At 70.3% G+C, this 16,234-nt stretch carries 12 protein-coding genes and 2 pseudogenes; 6 read left to right on the forward strand and 8 right to left on the reverse strand.

All coding sequences use genetic code 11. The features are described from left to right. Nucleotides 1–78 precede the first annotated feature (78 nt). A complete protein-coding gene (locus M4V62_RS10300; protein WP_249586941.1) occupies nucleotides 79–1,803 on the reverse strand; it encodes an AMP-binding protein in 1,725 nt (574 codons plus the stop codon). Between the two features lie 190 nt (nucleotides 1,804–1,993). Here M4V62_RS10300 and M4V62_RS10305 point away from each other — a divergent pair, with 190 nt between their 5' ends. Both M4V62_RS10305 and M4V62_RS10310 read left to right on the forward strand, forming a co-directional pair. Then, nucleotides 1,994–2,806, forward strand: a complete 813-nt coding sequence (locus tag M4V62_RS10305) for a helix-turn-helix transcriptional regulator (protein WP_249592772.1) — start codon at nucleotides 1,994–1,996, stop codon at nucleotides 2,804–2,806. Between the two features lie 96 nt (nucleotides 2,807–2,902). Further along, nucleotides 2,903–3,550, forward strand: coding sequence for a LysE family translocator (locus M4V62_RS10310; RefSeq protein WP_249586942.1), 648 nt, complete (start codon nucleotides 2,903–2,905; stop codon nucleotides 3,548–3,550). A 74-nt stretch (nucleotides 3,551–3,624) separates the two neighbouring features. On the opposite strand, the gene M4V62_RS10315 is transcribed toward M4V62_RS10310, so the two are convergent. Further along, the gene (locus tag M4V62_RS10315; RefSeq protein WP_249592773.1) at nucleotides 3,625–4,788 is read right to left on the reverse strand and encodes a winged helix DNA-binding domain-containing protein; all 1,164 of its coding nucleotides are present in this window, start codon (nucleotides 4,786–4,788) and stop codon (nucleotides 3,625–3,627) included. Nucleotides 4,789–5,057: 269 nt separating this feature from the next. On the opposite strand from M4V62_RS10315, the gene M4V62_RS10320 reads away from it, so the two are divergent. After that, the gene (locus tag M4V62_RS10320; RefSeq protein ID WP_249586943.1) at nucleotides 5,058–6,230 is read left to right on the forward strand and encodes a magnesium and cobalt transport protein CorA; all 1,173 of its coding nucleotides are present in this window, start codon (nucleotides 5,058–5,060) and stop codon (nucleotides 6,228–6,230) included. 159 nt (nucleotides 6,231–6,389) lie between these two features. Here M4V62_RS10320 and M4V62_RS10325 read toward each other — a convergent pair whose 3' ends face one another. Continuing rightward, entirely contained in the window at nucleotides 6,390–8,243 is a 1,854-nt protein-coding gene (locus M4V62_RS10325) for a toll/interleukin-1 receptor domain-containing protein (protein ID WP_249586944.1), read from the reverse strand. A gap of 1,345 nt (nucleotides 8,244–9,588) precedes the next feature. Between M4V62_RS10325 and M4V62_RS10330 the strand changes: the two genes are divergently transcribed. After that, nucleotides 9,589–9,966, forward strand: coding sequence for a nuclear transport factor 2 family protein (locus M4V62_RS10330; protein WP_249586945.1), 378 nt, complete (start codon nucleotides 9,589–9,591; stop codon nucleotides 9,964–9,966). Between the two features lie 152 nt (nucleotides 9,967–10,118). Here M4V62_RS10330 and M4V62_RS10335 read toward each other — a convergent pair. Further along, nucleotides 10,119–10,256 (reverse strand): annotated as a pseudogene (locus M4V62_RS10335) (IS630 family transposase); the annotation flags it as partial. A gap of 63 nt (nucleotides 10,257–10,319) precedes the next feature. On the opposite strand from M4V62_RS10335, the pseudogene M4V62_RS10340 reads away from it, so the two are divergent. Then, nucleotides 10,320–10,487 (forward strand): annotated as a pseudogene (locus M4V62_RS10340) (CorA family divalent cation transporter); the annotation flags it as partial. 2 nt (nucleotides 10,488–10,489) lie between these two features. Here M4V62_RS10340 and M4V62_RS10345 read toward each other — a convergent pair. Beyond that, entirely contained in the window at nucleotides 10,490–11,659 is a 1,170-nt protein-coding gene (locus M4V62_RS10345) for an epoxide hydrolase family protein (RefSeq protein ID WP_249586946.1), read from the reverse strand. A 103-nt stretch (nucleotides 11,660–11,762) separates the two neighbouring features. Here M4V62_RS10345 and M4V62_RS10350 point away from each other — a divergent pair, with 103 nt between their 5' ends. Beyond that, nucleotides 11,763–12,338, forward strand: coding sequence for a CGNR zinc finger domain-containing protein (locus M4V62_RS10350; RefSeq protein ID WP_249586947.1), 576 nt, complete (start codon nucleotides 11,763–11,765; stop codon nucleotides 12,336–12,338). A 22-nt stretch (nucleotides 12,339–12,360) separates the two neighbouring features. Here M4V62_RS10350 and M4V62_RS10355 read toward each other — a convergent pair whose 3' ends face one another. From M4V62_RS10355 to M4V62_RS10365, 3 genes are read right to left on the reverse strand one after another with little or no spacing between them, the layout of a single operon-like run. After that, the gene (locus M4V62_RS10355) at nucleotides 12,361–13,581 is read right to left on the reverse strand and encodes an LCP family protein (RefSeq protein ID WP_249586948.1); all 1,221 of its coding nucleotides are present in this window, start codon (nucleotides 13,579–13,581) and stop codon (nucleotides 12,361–12,363) included. Continuing rightward, nucleotides 13,578–15,743 (reverse strand): bifunctional polysaccharide deacetylase/glycosyltransferase family 2 protein, encoded by a 2,166-nt coding sequence (locus tag M4V62_RS10360; protein WP_249586949.1) that lies wholly within the window; start codon nucleotides 15,741–15,743, stop codon nucleotides 13,578–13,580. The genes M4V62_RS10355 and M4V62_RS10360 overlap by 4 nt, the downstream gene beginning before the upstream one ends. Further along, nucleotides 15,740–16,138, reverse strand: a complete 399-nt coding sequence (locus M4V62_RS10365; protein WP_249586950.1) for a hypothetical protein — start codon at nucleotides 16,136–16,138, stop codon at nucleotides 15,740–15,742. The genes M4V62_RS10360 and M4V62_RS10365 overlap by 4 nt, the downstream gene beginning before the upstream one ends. Nucleotides 16,139–16,234 lie beyond the last annotated feature (96 nt).

The following is a 16,234-nucleotide window of genomic DNA, read 5'->3' on the forward strand; positions in this document are numbered from 1 at the left end:
GAGCCGCGAGACGCGACGGCGCCCCGGACCGGGGGATCCGGGATGGGGCGCCGTGCGGTGGCTCGTCAGGTCACTTCCTCACTGCCGCCTGCCGCGCTCCAGCCACTCCTCCAGTGACCCCTGCGCCGTCCGCTCCCGCAGATCAACCCGCCGGATCTTGCCGGAGATCGTCTTGGGCAGCTCCTCCGTGAACTCGATGCGCCGGAGGCGCTTGTAGGGAGCCAGCACCGATCGGGTGTACTCGAAGATCGCCTCCGCTGTCTCCTCGCCCGGCTTCCAGCCCTTCGCCAGTACGACGTACGCCTTGGGGACAGCGAGCCGCACCGCGTCGGGCGCGGGCACGACCGCGGCCTCCACCACCGCCTCGTGCTCCAGGAGCGCGCTCTCCAGCTCGAAGGGAGAAACCTTGTAGTCGGAGGACTTGAAGACGTCATCGCTCCGGCCCACATACGTGAGGTACCCGTCGACGTCGAGCGATCCGATGTCGCCCGTGCGGTAGTAGCCGCCCGCCATCGCCTCCGCGGTGCGCTCCGCGTCCCCGTGGTAGCCGGTCATCAGGCCGACCGGGCGCGCCGACAGGTCCAGGGAGATCTCCCCCTCCGCCGCTCCCGGCTCGCCGGTGACCGGGTCCAGGAGCGTGACCCGGTAGCCGGGGCTCGGGCGGCCCATCGAGCCGGGGATCAGGCGCTGGCCCGGGGAGTTGGACACCTGTACCGCGGTCTCCGTCTGGCCGAAGCCGTCCCGGATCGTCACGCCCCAGGCGCGCTTGACCGCATCGATCACCTCGGGGTTCAACGGCTCGCCTGCCGCCACGATCTCGCGCGGCGGAGTGCCCAACTGCCCCAGATCCGCCTGGATCAGCATCCGCCACACCGTGGGAGGTGCGCAGAAGCTGGTGACGCCCACGCGGTCCATCACCGCCATCAGACCGCCCGCGTCGAAGCGCGTGTAGTTGTAGATGAAGACCGTCGCCTCGGCGTTCCACGGGGCGAAGAGGTTCGACCAGGCGTGCTTGGCCCAGCCCGGCGAGGAGATGTTGAGATGGACGTCGCCCGGCTTCAGCCCGATCCAGTACATCGTCGCCAAGTGGCCGACCGGGTACGACACATGGGTGTGCTCCACCAGCTTCGGCTGCGAGGTCGTGCCCGAGGTGAAGTACAGCATCAGCGGGTCGCCGGCCTCCGTGGGGCCGTCCGGCTCGAAGTCCCGCGCGGCCGATGCCGTGTCCGCGTACGCCAGCCAGCCCTTGCCCGGGGAGCCCTCGCCCCGGGAGCCCTCGCCCGGGGAGCCGTCCCCGACCACGATCCTTGTGTACGTCCCCGGCACACCGTCGAACTTCTCCACGTCCTCGCCGCGAGTGATCACATGCCGCGCCCTGCCCCGCTCGATCCGGTCCCGCAGATCAACCGTCCCGAGCAGCGGCGTCGCCGGGATCATCACCGCGCGCAGCTTCATCGCCGCGAGCGCCGTCTCCCACAGCTCCACCTGGTTGCCGAGCATCACCAGGATCCGGTCACCGGCCGCCACGCCCTGCTCCCGCAGCCAGTTGGCCACCTGGTTCGAGCGTGCCGACAACTCGGCGTAGCTGAAACGCTGTTCGTCACCGCCCTCCTCGGCGATGTGGAGCGCCGTGCGGTCATTGCCCGCCGCGATCGCGTCGAACCAGTCGAGCGCCCAGTTGAACCGCTCGAACCGGGGCCAGCTGAAACCCTCGTACGCGGCCTCGTAGTCCTCCCGATGCCGCAGCAGGAAGTCCCGCGCCGTGCGGAACTGTTCCGTGGCGCTGGTGCCCGTGGTCGTCATTGCGCTCTCCTCGTCGCCGGTGCGGTACCCGGCACCTTGCCGGGCTCTTCGCCGGAGTCATTGCCGGAGTCATTGCCGGACGCTACTTAGCATCGTGTAATTCGTGATGCGGGTGTCACCACCCCCGGACGGGGGTGTCCCGAGGTGAAAGGTCATACGCGTGACGGCTGACGGAGGCGAGGCGGTCGAGATGCGGGCCGCGCTGCTGCGGCTGCGGCGCGGCACAGGGCTGCCGGTGGCCTTCGGGGGCCTCGTCGAGGGGCAGCGGCATGTGCGGATCGGCGAGCTGACGGGCACCGGGACGCGTGCGCTGAGCGGGCTCGCGGTGTCGTCCGGGAACGGCCTCGGCGGCAAGGCGGTCGCGCTCTCGCGTCCGTGCGCGGTCACGGATTATCACGACTCACGCCACATCAGCCATGAGTACGACAGTGCCGTGGCCGCCGAGGGTCTGCGCTCGGTGCTCGCGGTGCCGGTGGTGGTACGACGCAGGGTGCGAGGCGTTCTGTACGGGGCCCTGCGCTCGGCCCAGCCGCTGGGCGACCGGACGCTGTCGGCCGCCGTCGCGGCGGCGCGGGACGTGGAGCAGGCCCTTGTCGTACGTGACGAGGTGCGCGCGCTGCTCGTGGCGGCGCGGGAACCGGAACCGCAGACGGGCGCCGGTCAGGCCTGGGAACAGGTCCGCGAGGCGCACGGTGCGCTCCGGGGTCTTGCCCCGCGGATCACCGACCCGGCGTTGCGGGCGGAAATACTGTTGGTGTGCGGCCGGTTGGCGTCGGCGGCCACGCTGCCGCCGGGTCGCGAGCGGTCGGTTTCCCTCGCGCCGCGCGAGGTGGACGTCCTCGCGTGCGTGGCCGGGGGCGTGACGAACGCGGTGGCGGCGGAGCGGCTCGGACTGCGGCCCGAGACGGTGAAGGGGTATCTGCGGGCGGCCATGCGGAAGTTGGGGGCGCATACGCGCCTTGAGGCGGTGGTGGCGGCGCGGCGGGCGGGGCTGCTGCCGTGAGCACCCTGCGCGGTGGCGGTAGCGGTAGCGATGGTGGGGGCACTTACGCGGCGGCGGTGGCAGCGGATTGAATGGGCCGCGGAGGGGGTGAAGGACATGGTGTCCACCGACCGCATTCTCGCTTTCGCGGCGATGTCACTGCTGGTGATCGTGATCCCGGGGCCGAGCGTCCTGTTCGTGATCGGCCGGGCCCTGGCCCATGGCCGGCGCACTGCCGTGGCGACGGCACTCGGCAACGTCGTCGGGTCGTACGCCCTGGTCGTCGCGGTCGCGTTCGGCGTCGGATCGCTCGTCGAGCGGTCGGCCGCGGTGTTCATGGCGGTGAAGCTGGCGGGGGCCGCGTATCTGGTCTTCCTCGGCGTGCAGGCGTTCCGGCACCGCAAGGAGATGCGGGCGCAGTCCATGGGGGTGGAGTCCCCCGGCGAGGCGCGCACCGACCTGCGCACGGTCATGGACGGGGCGCTCGTCGGCGTGACGAACCCGAAGGGCATCGTGTTCTTCGCGGCGGTGCTGCCCCAGTTCGTCGACCACGCGGCCGGTCATCTGCCCGCGCAGATGCTGCTGCTCGGACTCGTCCCGATCAGCATCGGCCTGGTCACGGACACGCTGTGGGGCCTGACGGCCTCCGCGGCCCGCTCCTGGTTCGCGCGCTCGGACCGGCGGCTCTCGCTGATCGGCGGGGCTGGGGGCGTCACGATGATCGGGCTCGGCGTGACGGTCGCGGCTACGGGGCGGGCGGACTGAGGCCTCGGTGATGGGCGGGCGGCCTGAGTCCTCGGCAACGGCCGACCGGCCCCGGGGCCTTCGCCGGTCAGTGCTCAGCGCTCGATGACCGTGCCGAAGCGCACGTCGTACGTGGTGGCCGCGCACAGCGGGCCGCGCAGCAACCGCTCCGCCTCATCGGTCAGTTCACGGCGCTGCGCCTTGGTCAGGGTGCCGAAGGGTTCGATGGTGAGGACGGCGGAGTCCTTGCGCTCCCCCGCGCCCTCCTCCATGCGCCACACCCCCTCCAGGAAGCCGTCGATCAGGAAGACGCTGTGGGCGAGGTTCCCCTTCCAGGTGCGGCCCTTGTACTCGGGCGCTACGACCCGGCTGCGGTCGGCGTGCGACAGGAGGAGGTTGTCGAACTCGGGCAGGAGGCGCGCCGGAGCCGGGGTGTCCGCGTCGGGGCGGGGCGCGTCGGGGAGGTCGTAGAGCTCGACGCCGTTCTCGTCGCGGAACGTACGCAGTTGAGGCCGCAGCCGCTCGAAGACCTCCCGCAGCCGCGTCAGGCCCGCCCAGGTCTGCATGTCCTTGACGGACGCGGGTCCGAAGGCGGCGAGGTAGCGCAGGACGGTGGCGTCGGGCGCGGGCACCGGCTCGCTCGGGCGGCCGATCCAGTGCTCTGCGGTGGTGAGCGCGACCTGCCCGCTGCGCCGCCACAGGCCACGCGGGGTGACCTGGACCAGCGGCAGCGAGCAGCGGGCGGCGACGGCGAGCGACTGCGGGTCGGCGTCGGGCCAGCGGGGCAGCAGGACCTCGCGCAGCTGCTTCATGGTCCGGGGCTCCTCCTCGACGGCGGCGCGGGCGAGCGAGGCGAGCTCCTTCAGGTCGACTCCGGTGAGCCCTTTGCGGAAGGCGTGCAGCTCGCGGTCGCGCGCGGCCTGCACCAGCGGGCGCAGGGTGAGGGCGTCGTCGGCGGTGTGCAGGTGGATGGTGGAGCGCATGGTGACGATGCGTACGAGGTCGCGTGCGGCCAGCGGCCCCGACAGGTCCTCCGGGTCGAACCCTTCGAGCCGGGCGGCGAGCGCGAAGTAGGGCGGTTTCACGTTCTGCGCCTGGAGGCCGAGGAGGTGGGCGACGGCGCCATCGACGGAGAGGTCGGCCGAGCGGCGCAGGAGGAGTTGACGGTCGAGGGTGGCGCGGTTGAGGGCGCGGGTGCTGAGTACGGGGGCGGGTTGCGGCTGGGCCTGCGCCCGAGCCGCCTTCGGCCGCGCGCCCATCGCCTTGGCCGCACCAGCCGTCTCCGCGGCGCCAGTCGTTTCCGCCGCACCGGTCGTCTTCGTCATGCTCCGCACGCTAGCGGGGGTTGCGGACATCTGCTGTCCGCAAGCGCGCCGAGATGTCGCCACGCCCGCGACTTTTGGGACGTATATCCTGCTTCGAAGCCATCAGCAACCAAGACGCACGTTCGACAGCGCCAGGACCCACCAGACACAACCAGGCACCACCGGACACCACCCGGCACCATCAGACATCGGAGGCAGCCAGCATGGCGGAGCGTCGGGCCCGGCCCGTACCGAGCGCGAAGAGGCACGGCTGGCGGCGCACCGCCCCGGCCAAGCCCGCTTCGACCTCAGGGAACGGCGACTCCGGAAGCCCCGAGGCGGCGCCGGCTCCCCCCTCCCCCGCACCGGTGGAAGCCGCGAGCGTCGTCCAGGCCGCGCTCTACCGCGACGGGGTCCGCGTCGCGACGCCCGCCACCCTCGCCGAAACCTTCCGGGAGCTGCGCGAGCAGCACGACGGCATGGCGTGGATCGGCCTCGCCCGGCCGACGGAGTCCGAACTCCTTTCCCTGGCCGCCGAGTTCGACCTGCACGAGCTCGCCGTCGAGGACGCGATGGAGGCCCACCAGCGGCCGAAGCTGGAGCGGTACGGGGAGACCCTCTTCGTCGTCCTGCGCGCGGCCCGCTACCTGGACGCCTCCGAGGAGGTCGACTTCGGCGAGCTGCACGTGTTCGTGGGCCCCGACTTCGTCATCACGGTGCGCCACGGCGCCGCCCCGGACCTGACCGGCGTACGCCGCCGCATGGAGGAGAGCCCCGAACTCCTCAAGCTGGGCCCGGAAGCGGTCCTGTACGCGATCCTGGACGCGGTGGTCGACGGGTACGCCCCGGTCGTGGCCGGCGTCCAGAACGACATCGACGAGATCGAGACCGAGGTCTTCAGCGGCGACCCGGAGGCCTCACGCCGCATCTACGAACTCTCCCGCGAAATGGTCGAGTTCCAACGTGCGACCCGCCCCCTGGTGGCCATGCTGCACTCCTTGATGGCGGGCTTCGCGAAGTACCGCACCGACGAGGAACTCCAGCGCTACCTACGCGACGTGGCCGACCACGTCACGCACACCAGCGAACGCGTCGACGGCTTCCGCCAGGCCCTCACCGACATCCTCACGGTCAACTCCACCCTCGTCACGCAGCAGCAGAACGCGGAGATGCGGGCGTTGGCGGAGGCGGGATTCGAGCAGAACGAGGAGATCAAGAAGATCTCGTCGTGGGCAGCCATCCTCTTCGCCCCCACGCTGGTGGGAACGATCTACGGCATGAACTTCGAGACGATGCCCGAGCTGAAATGGGCGGCGGGGTATCCCTTCGCGATCCTGCTGATGGCCGTGGTGTGCGTAAGCCTGTACTTCATCTTCAAGCGGCGGGACTGGCTGTAGCGGAAACCCGCGACGCTTGATCGATTTCACGTAAGCGAATGAAATCGAGAGCGCTGCGGAGCCCCCTGGGGGGCGCCGACAGAGCACCGGTATGCCGGAGGCATCAATTCCCAGGCGGCAGCCGGGCCCTCGTTACCCAACTGCCCCTGCGGAACAGCGTCAGACCTCGGCTGAGATCCCGAACTCCGCCCCTGAGATCCCGGCCAGCGAAGCCGTCGCCACTCGGAGCGGCTCCCGCAAGGCGTTCAGGTCCGTGCGGAACGTGTCAGCGTGATCCCAAGCGCCCTCGTGGTCCAGCGGGCTGGTTTGGGGCAGACGGTGGGCCTCCCAAGCCTTGAGGAGGGGGTGCCAGCGGGTCATGAAAGGGCGGAGGATCTCGTTCAGAAGATGGTCCGCCACCGACTGGACGGAGGGGGCCGTACTCGGTTCCAGGCCGATGTTATAGCGGTGCAACGTGTCGCGAGTGAACGGAAACAGGCTGTTCAGGGAGGTGAGCGCCTCACGCAGGCTGCCGCTGCCGTCGGGGAGTTGCTGTACGCCGATGCGGCTCACCAGCTCGACCTGCAGGTCGAAGGCGGCCATCCGCTCGGCCTCGCTGACCGTCATCGGCATGCTCTCCTTCCGTACACCGGGAACCGGGAGTCCGGGACCATCCAGCGTAGCGGCCGTGGCTCCGAGGCTGGAGAGGACCGCACGGCGCAGTGTCTCGGCGCGGGCCGAGTCGCCTTCGTGGTGGAGCCAGGAATGGGCCGTGACCGGATGCAGGTGGTGCGGCAAGGGCGTGAGCAGTCCGCGGGCGGTCAGCTCGGCCAGGCCGGCGCTCGCGCGGCGCTGGGCTACGGCCCGCGGCAGCCGATCGGCCACGGCGAGGACGGTGGCCGCGGTTTCGGCGGTAACCGGCAGGGGGGACAGGGCCAGGGCGCAGCGCAGCACGTCCTGGGCCTCGGCGGGTGCGGCCAGTGCGTCGCGCACATGATCCGCCGTGAGCTCGTCGCCGGCGAGGAGGTCGAGCAGTGAACGGCCCGGTTCGTACAACCGACTGGCCAGGGCTGCGGCATCCTGGCCGGCGCCCACCGCACGGCCTAGGAGTCCGAGTGCCCCGGGGTGCCCAGCCGCAGCCTCGGCGATCTCGGGTGCGCCTGCGAGGACGGCGGCGGCCAGTTCGGGGAGCGGTTCCAGGTCGAGATGTTCGCCATGTCCTCCGTAGGCGCGACTACGGGTGATCAGCAGGGTACGAACCAGGGGGTGCGGGGAGGTGAGCTCCGTGACGGCGCGGGGTGACAGGCCATGGGGCACGTCGTCCACGACGTACAGACAGGGGCCGTCGGGCGTCTGCGGCGGCTGGGGCGTGTCGGCGCGTGCCCAGTGCACGCCGCCGGGGAACGCGGCGCCGAACCTCAGCGCGTACTCCCGCGCGAGCCGAGTTTTACCGATGCCCGGCATGCCGCGCAGCTGCACAGGTCGGGCCGAGGTGCGGCCCGTGACGAGGGGCGCCTCCTGGACATGCAGGGCGCTGTGCAGGCGCCACAGTTCGGGCAGCCTGCCGGTGAACTCCCCGATGGCAGCGGGCAGCTGGCCGTGCACGCGCGGGGGCGCGGAGCCCAGCAGCATGGGATCGGGCACCTGCCGCAGGTGAGCGAGAACGTCCGCGACGAGGGTCTCCGGTACGCCGTGCCGGGTGTCGCGCAGCTCCACAGGGTGGATGTGTGCGGTGTCCGGCTCGGGGTTGACCACCAGGACTCTGCGGCGCGGATCGCCTTCGCTGAGCCCCGCAAGGAATGCGGCGGTCAGCTCCCACTGGCAGGCCGGGCGCTCGGGGTAACCGGTGGAGTAGTACGCAAGGAGGACGCGGGAGTCGGCGAGGGCGCGGCGGATGGTGTCGCTGATGCCGGCGAACCCGGCGACCGCGGACTCGTCCGTGAACACCGTCAGCCCGGCCGCGATGAGCTCCTCGTGGAGCCGACGGACGTGCCCGGCGTCTTGGCGGCTGTAACTGAGGAAGACGTCCCACACGGTGTCATACCCTACTGTGGGGAACCGGGGAGGCGATCATGACGCAGTCCGGCGAGGCGCCGCGGCGGGGGCGTACGGGACCTTCACAGGTCACGGCGAAACTGACGATTCCGTTCGTCGGCGAGGTGACGGGCCTGTGGGAGCCGGCGGACGCCGAGCGCACGGCCGCCTGGGAGCTGTACTTCCAACTGGCCAGCCGGGTCGCGGTAGTTCCGCTGGAGCGGGACGAGGGTGTACTGCGCGAGGCGCTCACATCGCTGTACTCGCTCTATGACGTCACCCGCGGCATCCTCCACGAGCACGGCCCGGCCGTTGCCCCGCCGGTGCCACCGGGCCGACTCACGTTCGGGGTCCTTGCGATGGTGACGCTCAACCGCGTGCTGCGGCCCCTGCTGACGGTGTGGCATCCACGCCTCTCGGCGTACGAGGCGTTGCGGCCGGAGGGCACGGATCCAGTGAGTTACGAGCGGGCCTGGCCCGAGGCCGACGAGCTGCGGAGCCAGCTGGACGCCACCCGTCAGGCACTGCATTCACTGGCACGGACGCTCCAACAGGTGGCCGAGGTAGGAGACCTGATCGATCTGCCGGTGCCCAGGCCGCCGCTGCCGCCACCGGCTCGTGCACCGCAGCCGCCCGACCGCCCAGGCCCGCGTTATGGCGATGGGCCCATTGGGGGCACCCCCCCCCCGCTGATTAGGGATAGTTTTACATTTCGCGGGGTTTCACGCGGTTCCGGCCCTTCTCTGTCGGGGCGGGCGTGTGGCATCCACATGAGCCGTCCTGCAGCTCGCCCGGCAGCGGCTACGAGAACACCTCCGACCCGACGATCTTCATCCACAACCCATCGGGCTGGGTCCAGACCCTCGATCAAGCCCCTCTCAGCCGAAGCCTCCTCAGCTATCGGCCGTTAGGTTCGGCACGGCACACCGCGGCCGAGGCAGCAGCCCGCTCGACGGACGTGATCAGCATCGGCTTCACAGACCGCTGCAGCGGCATCCGTGGCAGGGTCAAACCACCCGTGGGCTGTCCCAGATCTCGGATGGGCCGGGCTTCACTGATCCTGTCGTCCTCCTCCTGCTCCGGCGCGACGGGAAGCGGCTCCTTCTCCCCGTCCAACTCCCGCCAAATCTCGCAGTCGTCCGCTCCCACCCACATGTGCCGTCCGGCCCGACCGCTGCCCCGATGAGACACGTAGACGGGCACGCTCTACCGCCGCAGTGGCCAGCCCCCTCGGACAGCGGGCAGTGGCGATCGCTGCTAGTGCTGTGACCGGGATGGTTCACCGTGGTCGGGAGACGGCTCACGGGACGAGCGCGGTCCGCGAGGCAACTGGTATTACTGGTGCATGCAGGAAGAGACCGCGCGATCCGCGATCGACACGTTCATCTCCGCGTTCAACGCCTCGGACGACAGCTATGTGACTGGGCTGCTCTCCCAGGCCCTCACCTCGGACGTGGTCTTCTGGGGGCCGTTGGGCCGCAGTGAGGGGATCGAGGCGGTCGAGCGGTTCGTGCTGGACATTCGGCGCCACCCCGCGGGGACCGGCACGATGGTGCGCTGTTCGGCGGTGGACATGCCGGACGAGTGGGCCCGGTACCAGTGGGTCTTCACGACGCCGGATGGAGGCCCCCGCCTGGCGGGAACGGACGTCGTCCATCTGCGGCGGAGCCTCATCGACCAGGTCATCGTCTTCGCGGGGGAGATCGAGCCGTCCGCCCCCTGAGTCACTCTCCTCTGGCGCCGTCCTTCTCCTGAACCGGCCCCGTTCGGGGCTCCGGGTCTGCCCAGCCGAGATCATCTTCACAACGCTTCGGTCGTCCGCGCTTGGCCACGAGCGGACCGATGATGCGCTGTGGCTGTGTGCAGGGCTCATCTCTGCATGGGGTGGTTGGGGTGGTTGGAGTTGGCGATGGTGAACTGCCTCAGCGGTCCGAAGTGGGCCTCGATGGAGTTGGCCCAAGAGGTCTAGGTCGGGGTGCAGCGCAGCTCGACCTTGTGCTTTGTAGCCCAGCGGCACCCCAGGCCAAAGCAGGGTTTCGGTCAATCGCTGCAGGTCAGCCCCACACGGACGACGACTTCAAGAAGATCTCCTCGTGGGCCGCCATCCTCTTCGCGCCGACCCTCGTCGGCACGGTCTACGGAATGAACTTCGACGCGATGCCGGAGTTGAACTGGGCGTTCAGCTATCCCTTCGCGATCCTGCTGATGGCGGTGGTCTGCGTGAGCCTGTACTTCATCTTCAAGCCTCAGCGGCACGCCAGTACGGCCGCGAGGCCCTCTTGCAGATCCTTGACGAAATACTCGGGAACCTCCAGCGACGGGAAATGGCCCCCGTTCTCGGGCGACCTCCATCGGACGATCCGGCGGTACCGCTCCTGTGCCCAGGGGCGCGGACACTTCTCGATGTCGCGGGGGTACATGGTGATGGCCGACGGGACGTCGACCCGAAGTTCGGGGTCCAGGGAGTTGTGGCTCTCGTAGTAGATGCGGGCCGCCGATGCGCCGGTCCGCGTCAGCCAGTACAGGGTGACGTCGTCGAGGATTCTGTCCATGGAAATCGTCTCGAACGGGCTGTCCTCGGTGTCCGACCACTCGGCGAACTTGTCGAGGATCCAGGCGAGAAGCCCGACCGGTGAGTCGACGAGCGAGTAGCCGATGGTCTGCGGCCGGGTCGCCTGCTGCTTCGCGTACGCCGCGCGGTGGTGCCAGAAATCGTGGGTTTCCTCGGTCCATTTGCGCTCGACCGCCGTCAGCCCGTCCGTCGTCAATCCGGGCGGTGCCTCCGCGAACAAGGTGTGGATGCCGAGAACGTGCGCCGGGAACCTGCCGCCGAGAACCGTGGTGATATTGCCTCCCCAGTCGCCGCCGTGGGCTGCGAACTTGCTGTAGCCGAGCCTTCCCATCAGCTCCACCCATGCGGCCGCGATCTTTTCGGTTCCCCACCCGGTGGTGGCCGGCTTGTCGCTGTAGCCAAAGCCCGGCAGCGACGGGACCACGACGTGGAACGCGGGCGCGTCTGCGTCTTCCGGATCTGCCAGCTCGTCCACTACGTCGATGAACTCGGCAATGCTGCCCGGCCAGCCGTGCGTCAGGAGCAGAGGCGTGGCATCCGCGCGCGCGGATCGGCGGTGCAGGAAGTGGATTCCCAGATCATCAATGGTCGTACGGAACTGGCCGATCCGGTCAAGGCGCTCTTCGAACGACCGCCAGTTGTACCCCGTGCGCCAGTAGTTCACGACGTCGACGAGGTCGGCAAGAGGAACGCCCTGGCCCCACCGGCGGGGGCCGGGCGCGGCGCGATGGACCGTCTCGGCCTCCGGCAGTCGCGCCGCGGCCAGTCGCGCGCGCAGATCGTCGAGCTCGGCGTCAGTCGCGTGGGCTTCGAATGCTTGGACGTCGCTGGTTGGACGGGGCATGAGACCTCCTGGCCATCGCGGAACCGGCCGTGAGCTTTCGAGAACCGGCTAAGACGGTTCTACTACGCCGCCCCGTCTCGGTGCAACCAGCTATGGTGGTTCCATGCGCACTGGGTTCCCTGACTTCCGCCTCGGCAGCGTGCTGGCGACGAGCTTCACGGGGACTCTGTCGGAGCGTCACGGCGACACCGTGGAGCGCATTCCTGTGCCGCAGCGCCTCGTCGACTGGCTGGCGGTGAACGGCCTCGACGTGGACTCCTGCACCACCGCCCAGCTCGACCTCGCTCGGGAACTGAGGGAGGCGATCCACGCCGCCGCGACAGCGGCCGCGACCCAGGACGCCCTCCCCGCGTCCGCGGTCCAAGTCATCAATGACCGCAGCGCTCAGGGCCGGGCCGCGGCCATCCTGACGCCCGAGGGCGAGCGGCGATGGCGGCTCGGCTCGGCTTCCGGGGTGGAAGATGCCCTCGGCGTGATCGCCGCCGACGCGATCAGCGTCATCTCAGGCGAGCGCGACGGAAAACTGGCCTTGTGCGCTTCGCCGACCTGCCGAGCCGCCTTCTTCGACACCAGCCGAAGCCGCACCCGCAGATGGTGCGACATGAACACGTGCGGGAACCGGGAGAAGAAGGCGCGCTTCAACGCCAACCAGCGCAAGAACCCCGGATCAGCGGAGTGATCGTTACCTGAGAGCGGCCGCGCTACCGGCCCGTCTCCCCCGTCTCCGTCACCCGCCGATCGTGCCGCAAGTCGTCGAAGAGGCGGGCCGACCTCTTGGCGTCCCACTTCAGTACGTTGCCCTTCGATGTGGGGACGCCGATGCCGGACACGGGCACGTTGATCTGCTTGCCCTTGCCGCCCGCGACGCTCTGTACCGCGCGGAACATCGCGCTGAGGTCGCGCAGGCTCATGCCCTTGTCGACGATGAGCGTGTCGAGCCCGGCCTGCATGGCCGGGCCTATCTCCCGTGGGTCGAAGAGCGTGTCGGGGCGTGCGGCCTGGTGGGCGAGGGTCGACAGGAACTTCTGCTGGTTCTTGGAGCGGCCCAGGTCGCCCTCCCTCTCCTGGTGCCGCTGGCGGACGAAGGCGAGCGCCTGCTTGCCGTTCAGGGTGTGGCAGCCCTTGCGCAGGTCCGCGCCCGACTTCTTGTCCTTGATGTCCCGGTCGAGGCACATCCGTACGCCGCCGATGGCGTCGACGATGTTCACGAACCCCGCGAAGCCGATCTCCGCATAGTGGTCGATGCGCAGTCCGGTGTTCTTCTCGACGGTGTGCACGAGCAGTTCGGGGCCGCCGTAGGCGAAGGCGGCGTTGAGTTTGTCGCCCTCGGGGCGCTTGGTCTTGCCCGTCAGTGTGTCCAGGCGGCCGGGCACGGTGATCCAGGAGTCGCGCGGCAGGCTGACCATGCTGGTTCCGTTGGCCCCGGTGTGCAGCAGCATCATCGAGTCGGTGCGCCGCCCGCCGCCCCCGCCGGCCCGCAGGTCCTGCACGTCGTCCTGGGAGAGTCCGTCGCGGCTGTCCGAGCCCACGATCAGGTAGTTGGTGCCCTCGCCGGGCGGCGGGCGGTCCCCGTACGCGCCGAGGTCGACCTCCCGCTGGAGCCGCGTCTCGGCGTAGCCGTACGTGCCGCCCGCCGCGACGATCACGGCGCCCAGCAGGACGAGCACCACCCGCCGCAGCCTCCTGCGCTTCTTCGACTGCCGGGCGTGGGCGCGCCGGGGCCCGTAGCGGGAGCTGGGGCGTTCGGCGAACCGCTCACGGGTGGTGGAGCCCGAGCCTTCCGGGGTCGCCACGTATGCGCCCTGATCGGCGGCCGGTTCCGGGCCCTGGTCCCCGTACGCGCCCTGGTCCCCGTACGCGCCTTGGACCGCGTCCGGCTCCGGGCGCCACGGCTCGCCCGTCACCCGCACCGGGTCTGTCATGGTCGGCTCCCTTGGTCACGTGCCGGGTCCAGCTCGCGCGGGCGCGGCAGCTCGTCGAGCGGATCTCCCGAAGCCCCGCCGGGAGCCCCGACAGACATCTCTCCCGTCGGCGCTTCGAGCAGGTACGGGTCGGCGGTTCCGGTGCGCTTCATGCTGTGCCACTTCAGGCGGGTGCCGAGCAGCGCCGTGATCACCGAGTGGATGACCACCAAGTACATCAACTGCCGGTAGACGAACTGCTGGAGCGGAAGCACCCACAGCACGCGCAGCCGTTCGCGGTCGAGCCGCAGCGCGTACGCGGCGGTGACCAACTGGACGGCGAGGAAACCGAACCAGACGAGGGCGGCCTCCACCGGGTCGCGGAACAACGCCCCGAACAGGGCGAACATGTCCACGACCGGTGCGCACAGCGGCAGCACGATCTGGAACAGCGTGACGTAGAGCAGCACACGGCGGCCGAAGCGTCCGGCGGGGCCGACCCCGACCACCGCCTGACGGTGCTTCCACATCGACTGGAGGGTGCCGTAGCACCAGCGGTAGCGCTGGCGCCACAACTGCCGCACCGTGCTGGGCACTTCGGTCCAGGCGACCGCCGACTCCTCGTACACGACGCGCCAGCCCGCCCGCCAGAGCGCCATCGTGAGGTCGGTGTCCTCGGCCAGCGTCTCGTCGCTCACACCGCCGACGCCCATCAGCGCGTCCCTGCGGAAGGCGCCGATCGCCCCCGGCACCGTCGGCATGCACTCCAGGACCTCGAACATCCGCCGGTCGAGGTTGAAGCCGAGTACGTACTCCAGGTGCTGCCATTTGCCCAGCAGGCGGCGCCGGTTGCCGACCTTGGTGTTGCCGCTGACCGCGCCGACCGCCGGGTGGGCGAGCGGCTGGATCAGCCGGGCGAGGGCCTCGGGCTCGAAGATGGTGTCCGCGTCGACCATCACGACGATGTCGTGACGGGCATGCGCAAGGCCGGTGTTGAGGGCGCTCGGTTTGCCGCCGTTGGGCTGGCGGATGACCGCCACCCGCGGGTCGTCGATGTCCTCGGCGATGTCGGCCGTCGCGTCGGTCGAGCCGTCGTCGATGACGATGATCTGCAGGTGCGGGTGGGTGGAGGCGAGCAGCGAGTACACGGTGGAGGCGATGCCGGCCTCTTCGTTGTACGCGGGCACCAGGACCGTCACCGGGTCCCGCACCTCGCGAAGGCGTGGCGCACCCGGCTGGTACCGGTGCAGCCTGCGCACGTGGAGCCGGGCGAACACCATGAACAGGAGCATCCGCAGGACGCCGAGCACGCCCGTGAGGGTCAGCGTCCACACCATCAGGGTGAGGAACGCGTGCCCGAGCCGCTGCGACCAGATCAGGCCCTCGCCCTTGATCTCCTGGGCGACCGGGACCTTTTCGACGAAGGAGGGGCGTCCGAGGCCACCGCTGACGGTGGTGAATGACTTCACGCGGCGGTCCTGCAGCAACTCCTCTGCCTCGCGGTAGCCGAGGTCGGTCTGGCTGTGCTGCGTCACGACGCCGCGCCACGGCTTGCGGTCCTTGTGGTCCGATGCGACCACCAGATACCCCTGGTCCGCCGCGCGCTGCGCGGCCGGCCACTGCGGTCCGCAGAGGGTGTCCGCGGCCGTGGTGTGCGGCAGCCGCAGCAGGGTGGTACTGATGCCGGACGCACCCGCGAGAGCGCTCTGGGTGAGGGACAGTTCGAGGCGCGCGCGCAGCGGAGATGCGACACCGAGGTCGCCGCCGCTGTAGGTGTACGAGCCGATCTCGTGGCCCTCGCGCAGCATCCGCCGCATCAGCTCCGGGTGCCGGGCCGCGTCCTTCCCGTAGACGAAGAACGTCGCGTGCGCGTGGTGTCTGCGCAGCAGGTCGAGCAGGCGCGGCGTCCACTCCGGGTCGGGCCCGCCGTCGAAGGTGAGGGCGACGGTCCCCGGCGGCATGGCCGCGGTGGTGACCCCCTTCGGGCCGAACCGCAGCAGCGGCTTCCCGTCGTCCGCCTCGCGCGGGATCGGCCGCGTGCACGGCGGCTTGGTGCGCGCGGCGTCGACCTGGTGGGTCGTCCAGCCCTCGAAGAGGAGGGCGACGGCTACCACCAGGAGGACGAGCAGGAGGACGAACCAGTGTCCGCGCGGCGGGCGGCGGACAGCGGTGCGCCGGGTCACTGCTTGAGGCCTCCGGCCGGCGGGGCGGCTCTGTCGGCCGCCGGGGGACGGTGATCCTCACGGCCCGCGTCCGCGTCCCCGTCCCCGTCCCCGCGGGTGGAGACCGGTCCGTTCGTGCTTGGCGGCTGCGTGCCGACGGGCTGCCAGAGGTCGCTGACCACCGTGCCGACGAACGCCAGATACCCGAGGCAGGTGCAACCCACGACCAGCGCCAGGCCTTGCAGCGTCCACCTGCGCCAGCCCGACTGGTCGATGAAGATGGGGGGTTGGGGGTCGACGGCCTGGGGAAGCCGCGCCACCGGGGGCACGCGAGGCTCCGCCGCCCGGTGCGGCATGCCCTGCGGCGTGCGGTGGGGCATGCGCTGCGGCATGTCCCGTCCCGTGTACTGCGCCATGTGCGGCGCCGTGTACTGCTGCGCCCCGTGGGCAGGGGGTACGGACGACCATCGCCCGTCATGGGGTGTGCTGGCTATGTGGGGGATGCCCTGCAC

The organism is Streptomyces durmitorensis, assembly GCF_023498005.1.
Lineage (GTDB): Bacteria > Actinomycetota > Actinomycetes > Streptomycetales > Streptomycetaceae > Streptomyces > Streptomyces durmitorensis.

Bases quoted from the DNA above. Each gene is read 5' to 3' on its own strand.
- M4V62_RS10310 (WP_249586942.1), top strand. From the start codon at position 2,903: ATGGTGTCCACCGACCGCATTCTCGCTTTCGCGGCGATGTCACTGCTG.
- M4V62_RS10305 (WP_249592772.1), top strand. From the start codon at position 1,994: ATGCGGGCCGCGCTGCTGCGGCTGCGGCGCGGCACAGGGCTGCCGGTG.
- M4V62_RS10330 (WP_249586945.1), top strand. From the start codon at position 9,589: ATGCAGGAAGAGACCGCGCGATCCGCGATCGACACGTTCATCTCCGCG.
- M4V62_RS10355 (WP_249586948.1), bottom strand. From the start codon at position 13,581: ATGACAGACCCGGTGCGGGTGACGGGCGAGCCGTGGCGCCCGGAGCCG.
- M4V62_RS10350 (WP_249586947.1), top strand. From the start codon at position 11,763: ATGCGCACTGGGTTCCCTGACTTCCGCCTCGGCAGCGTGCTGGCGACG.
- M4V62_RS10320 (WP_249586943.1), top strand. From the start codon at position 5,058: ATGGCGGAGCGTCGGGCCCGGCCCGTACCGAGCGCGAAGAGGCACGGC.
- M4V62_RS10300 (WP_249586941.1), bottom strand. From the start codon at position 1,803: ATGACGACCACGGGCACCAGCGCCACGGAACAGTTCCGCACGGCGCGG.
- M4V62_RS10345 (WP_249586946.1), bottom strand. From the start codon at position 11,659: ATGCCCCGTCCAACCAGCGACGTCCAAGCATTCGAAGCCCACGCGACT.
- M4V62_RS10365 (WP_249586950.1), bottom strand. From the start codon at position 16,138: ATGGCGCAGTACACGGGACGGGACATGCCGCAGCGCATGCCCCACCGC.
- M4V62_RS10315 (WP_249592773.1), bottom strand. From the start codon at position 4,788: ATGGGCGCGCGGCCGAAGGCGGCTCGGGCGCAGGCCCAGCCGCAACCC.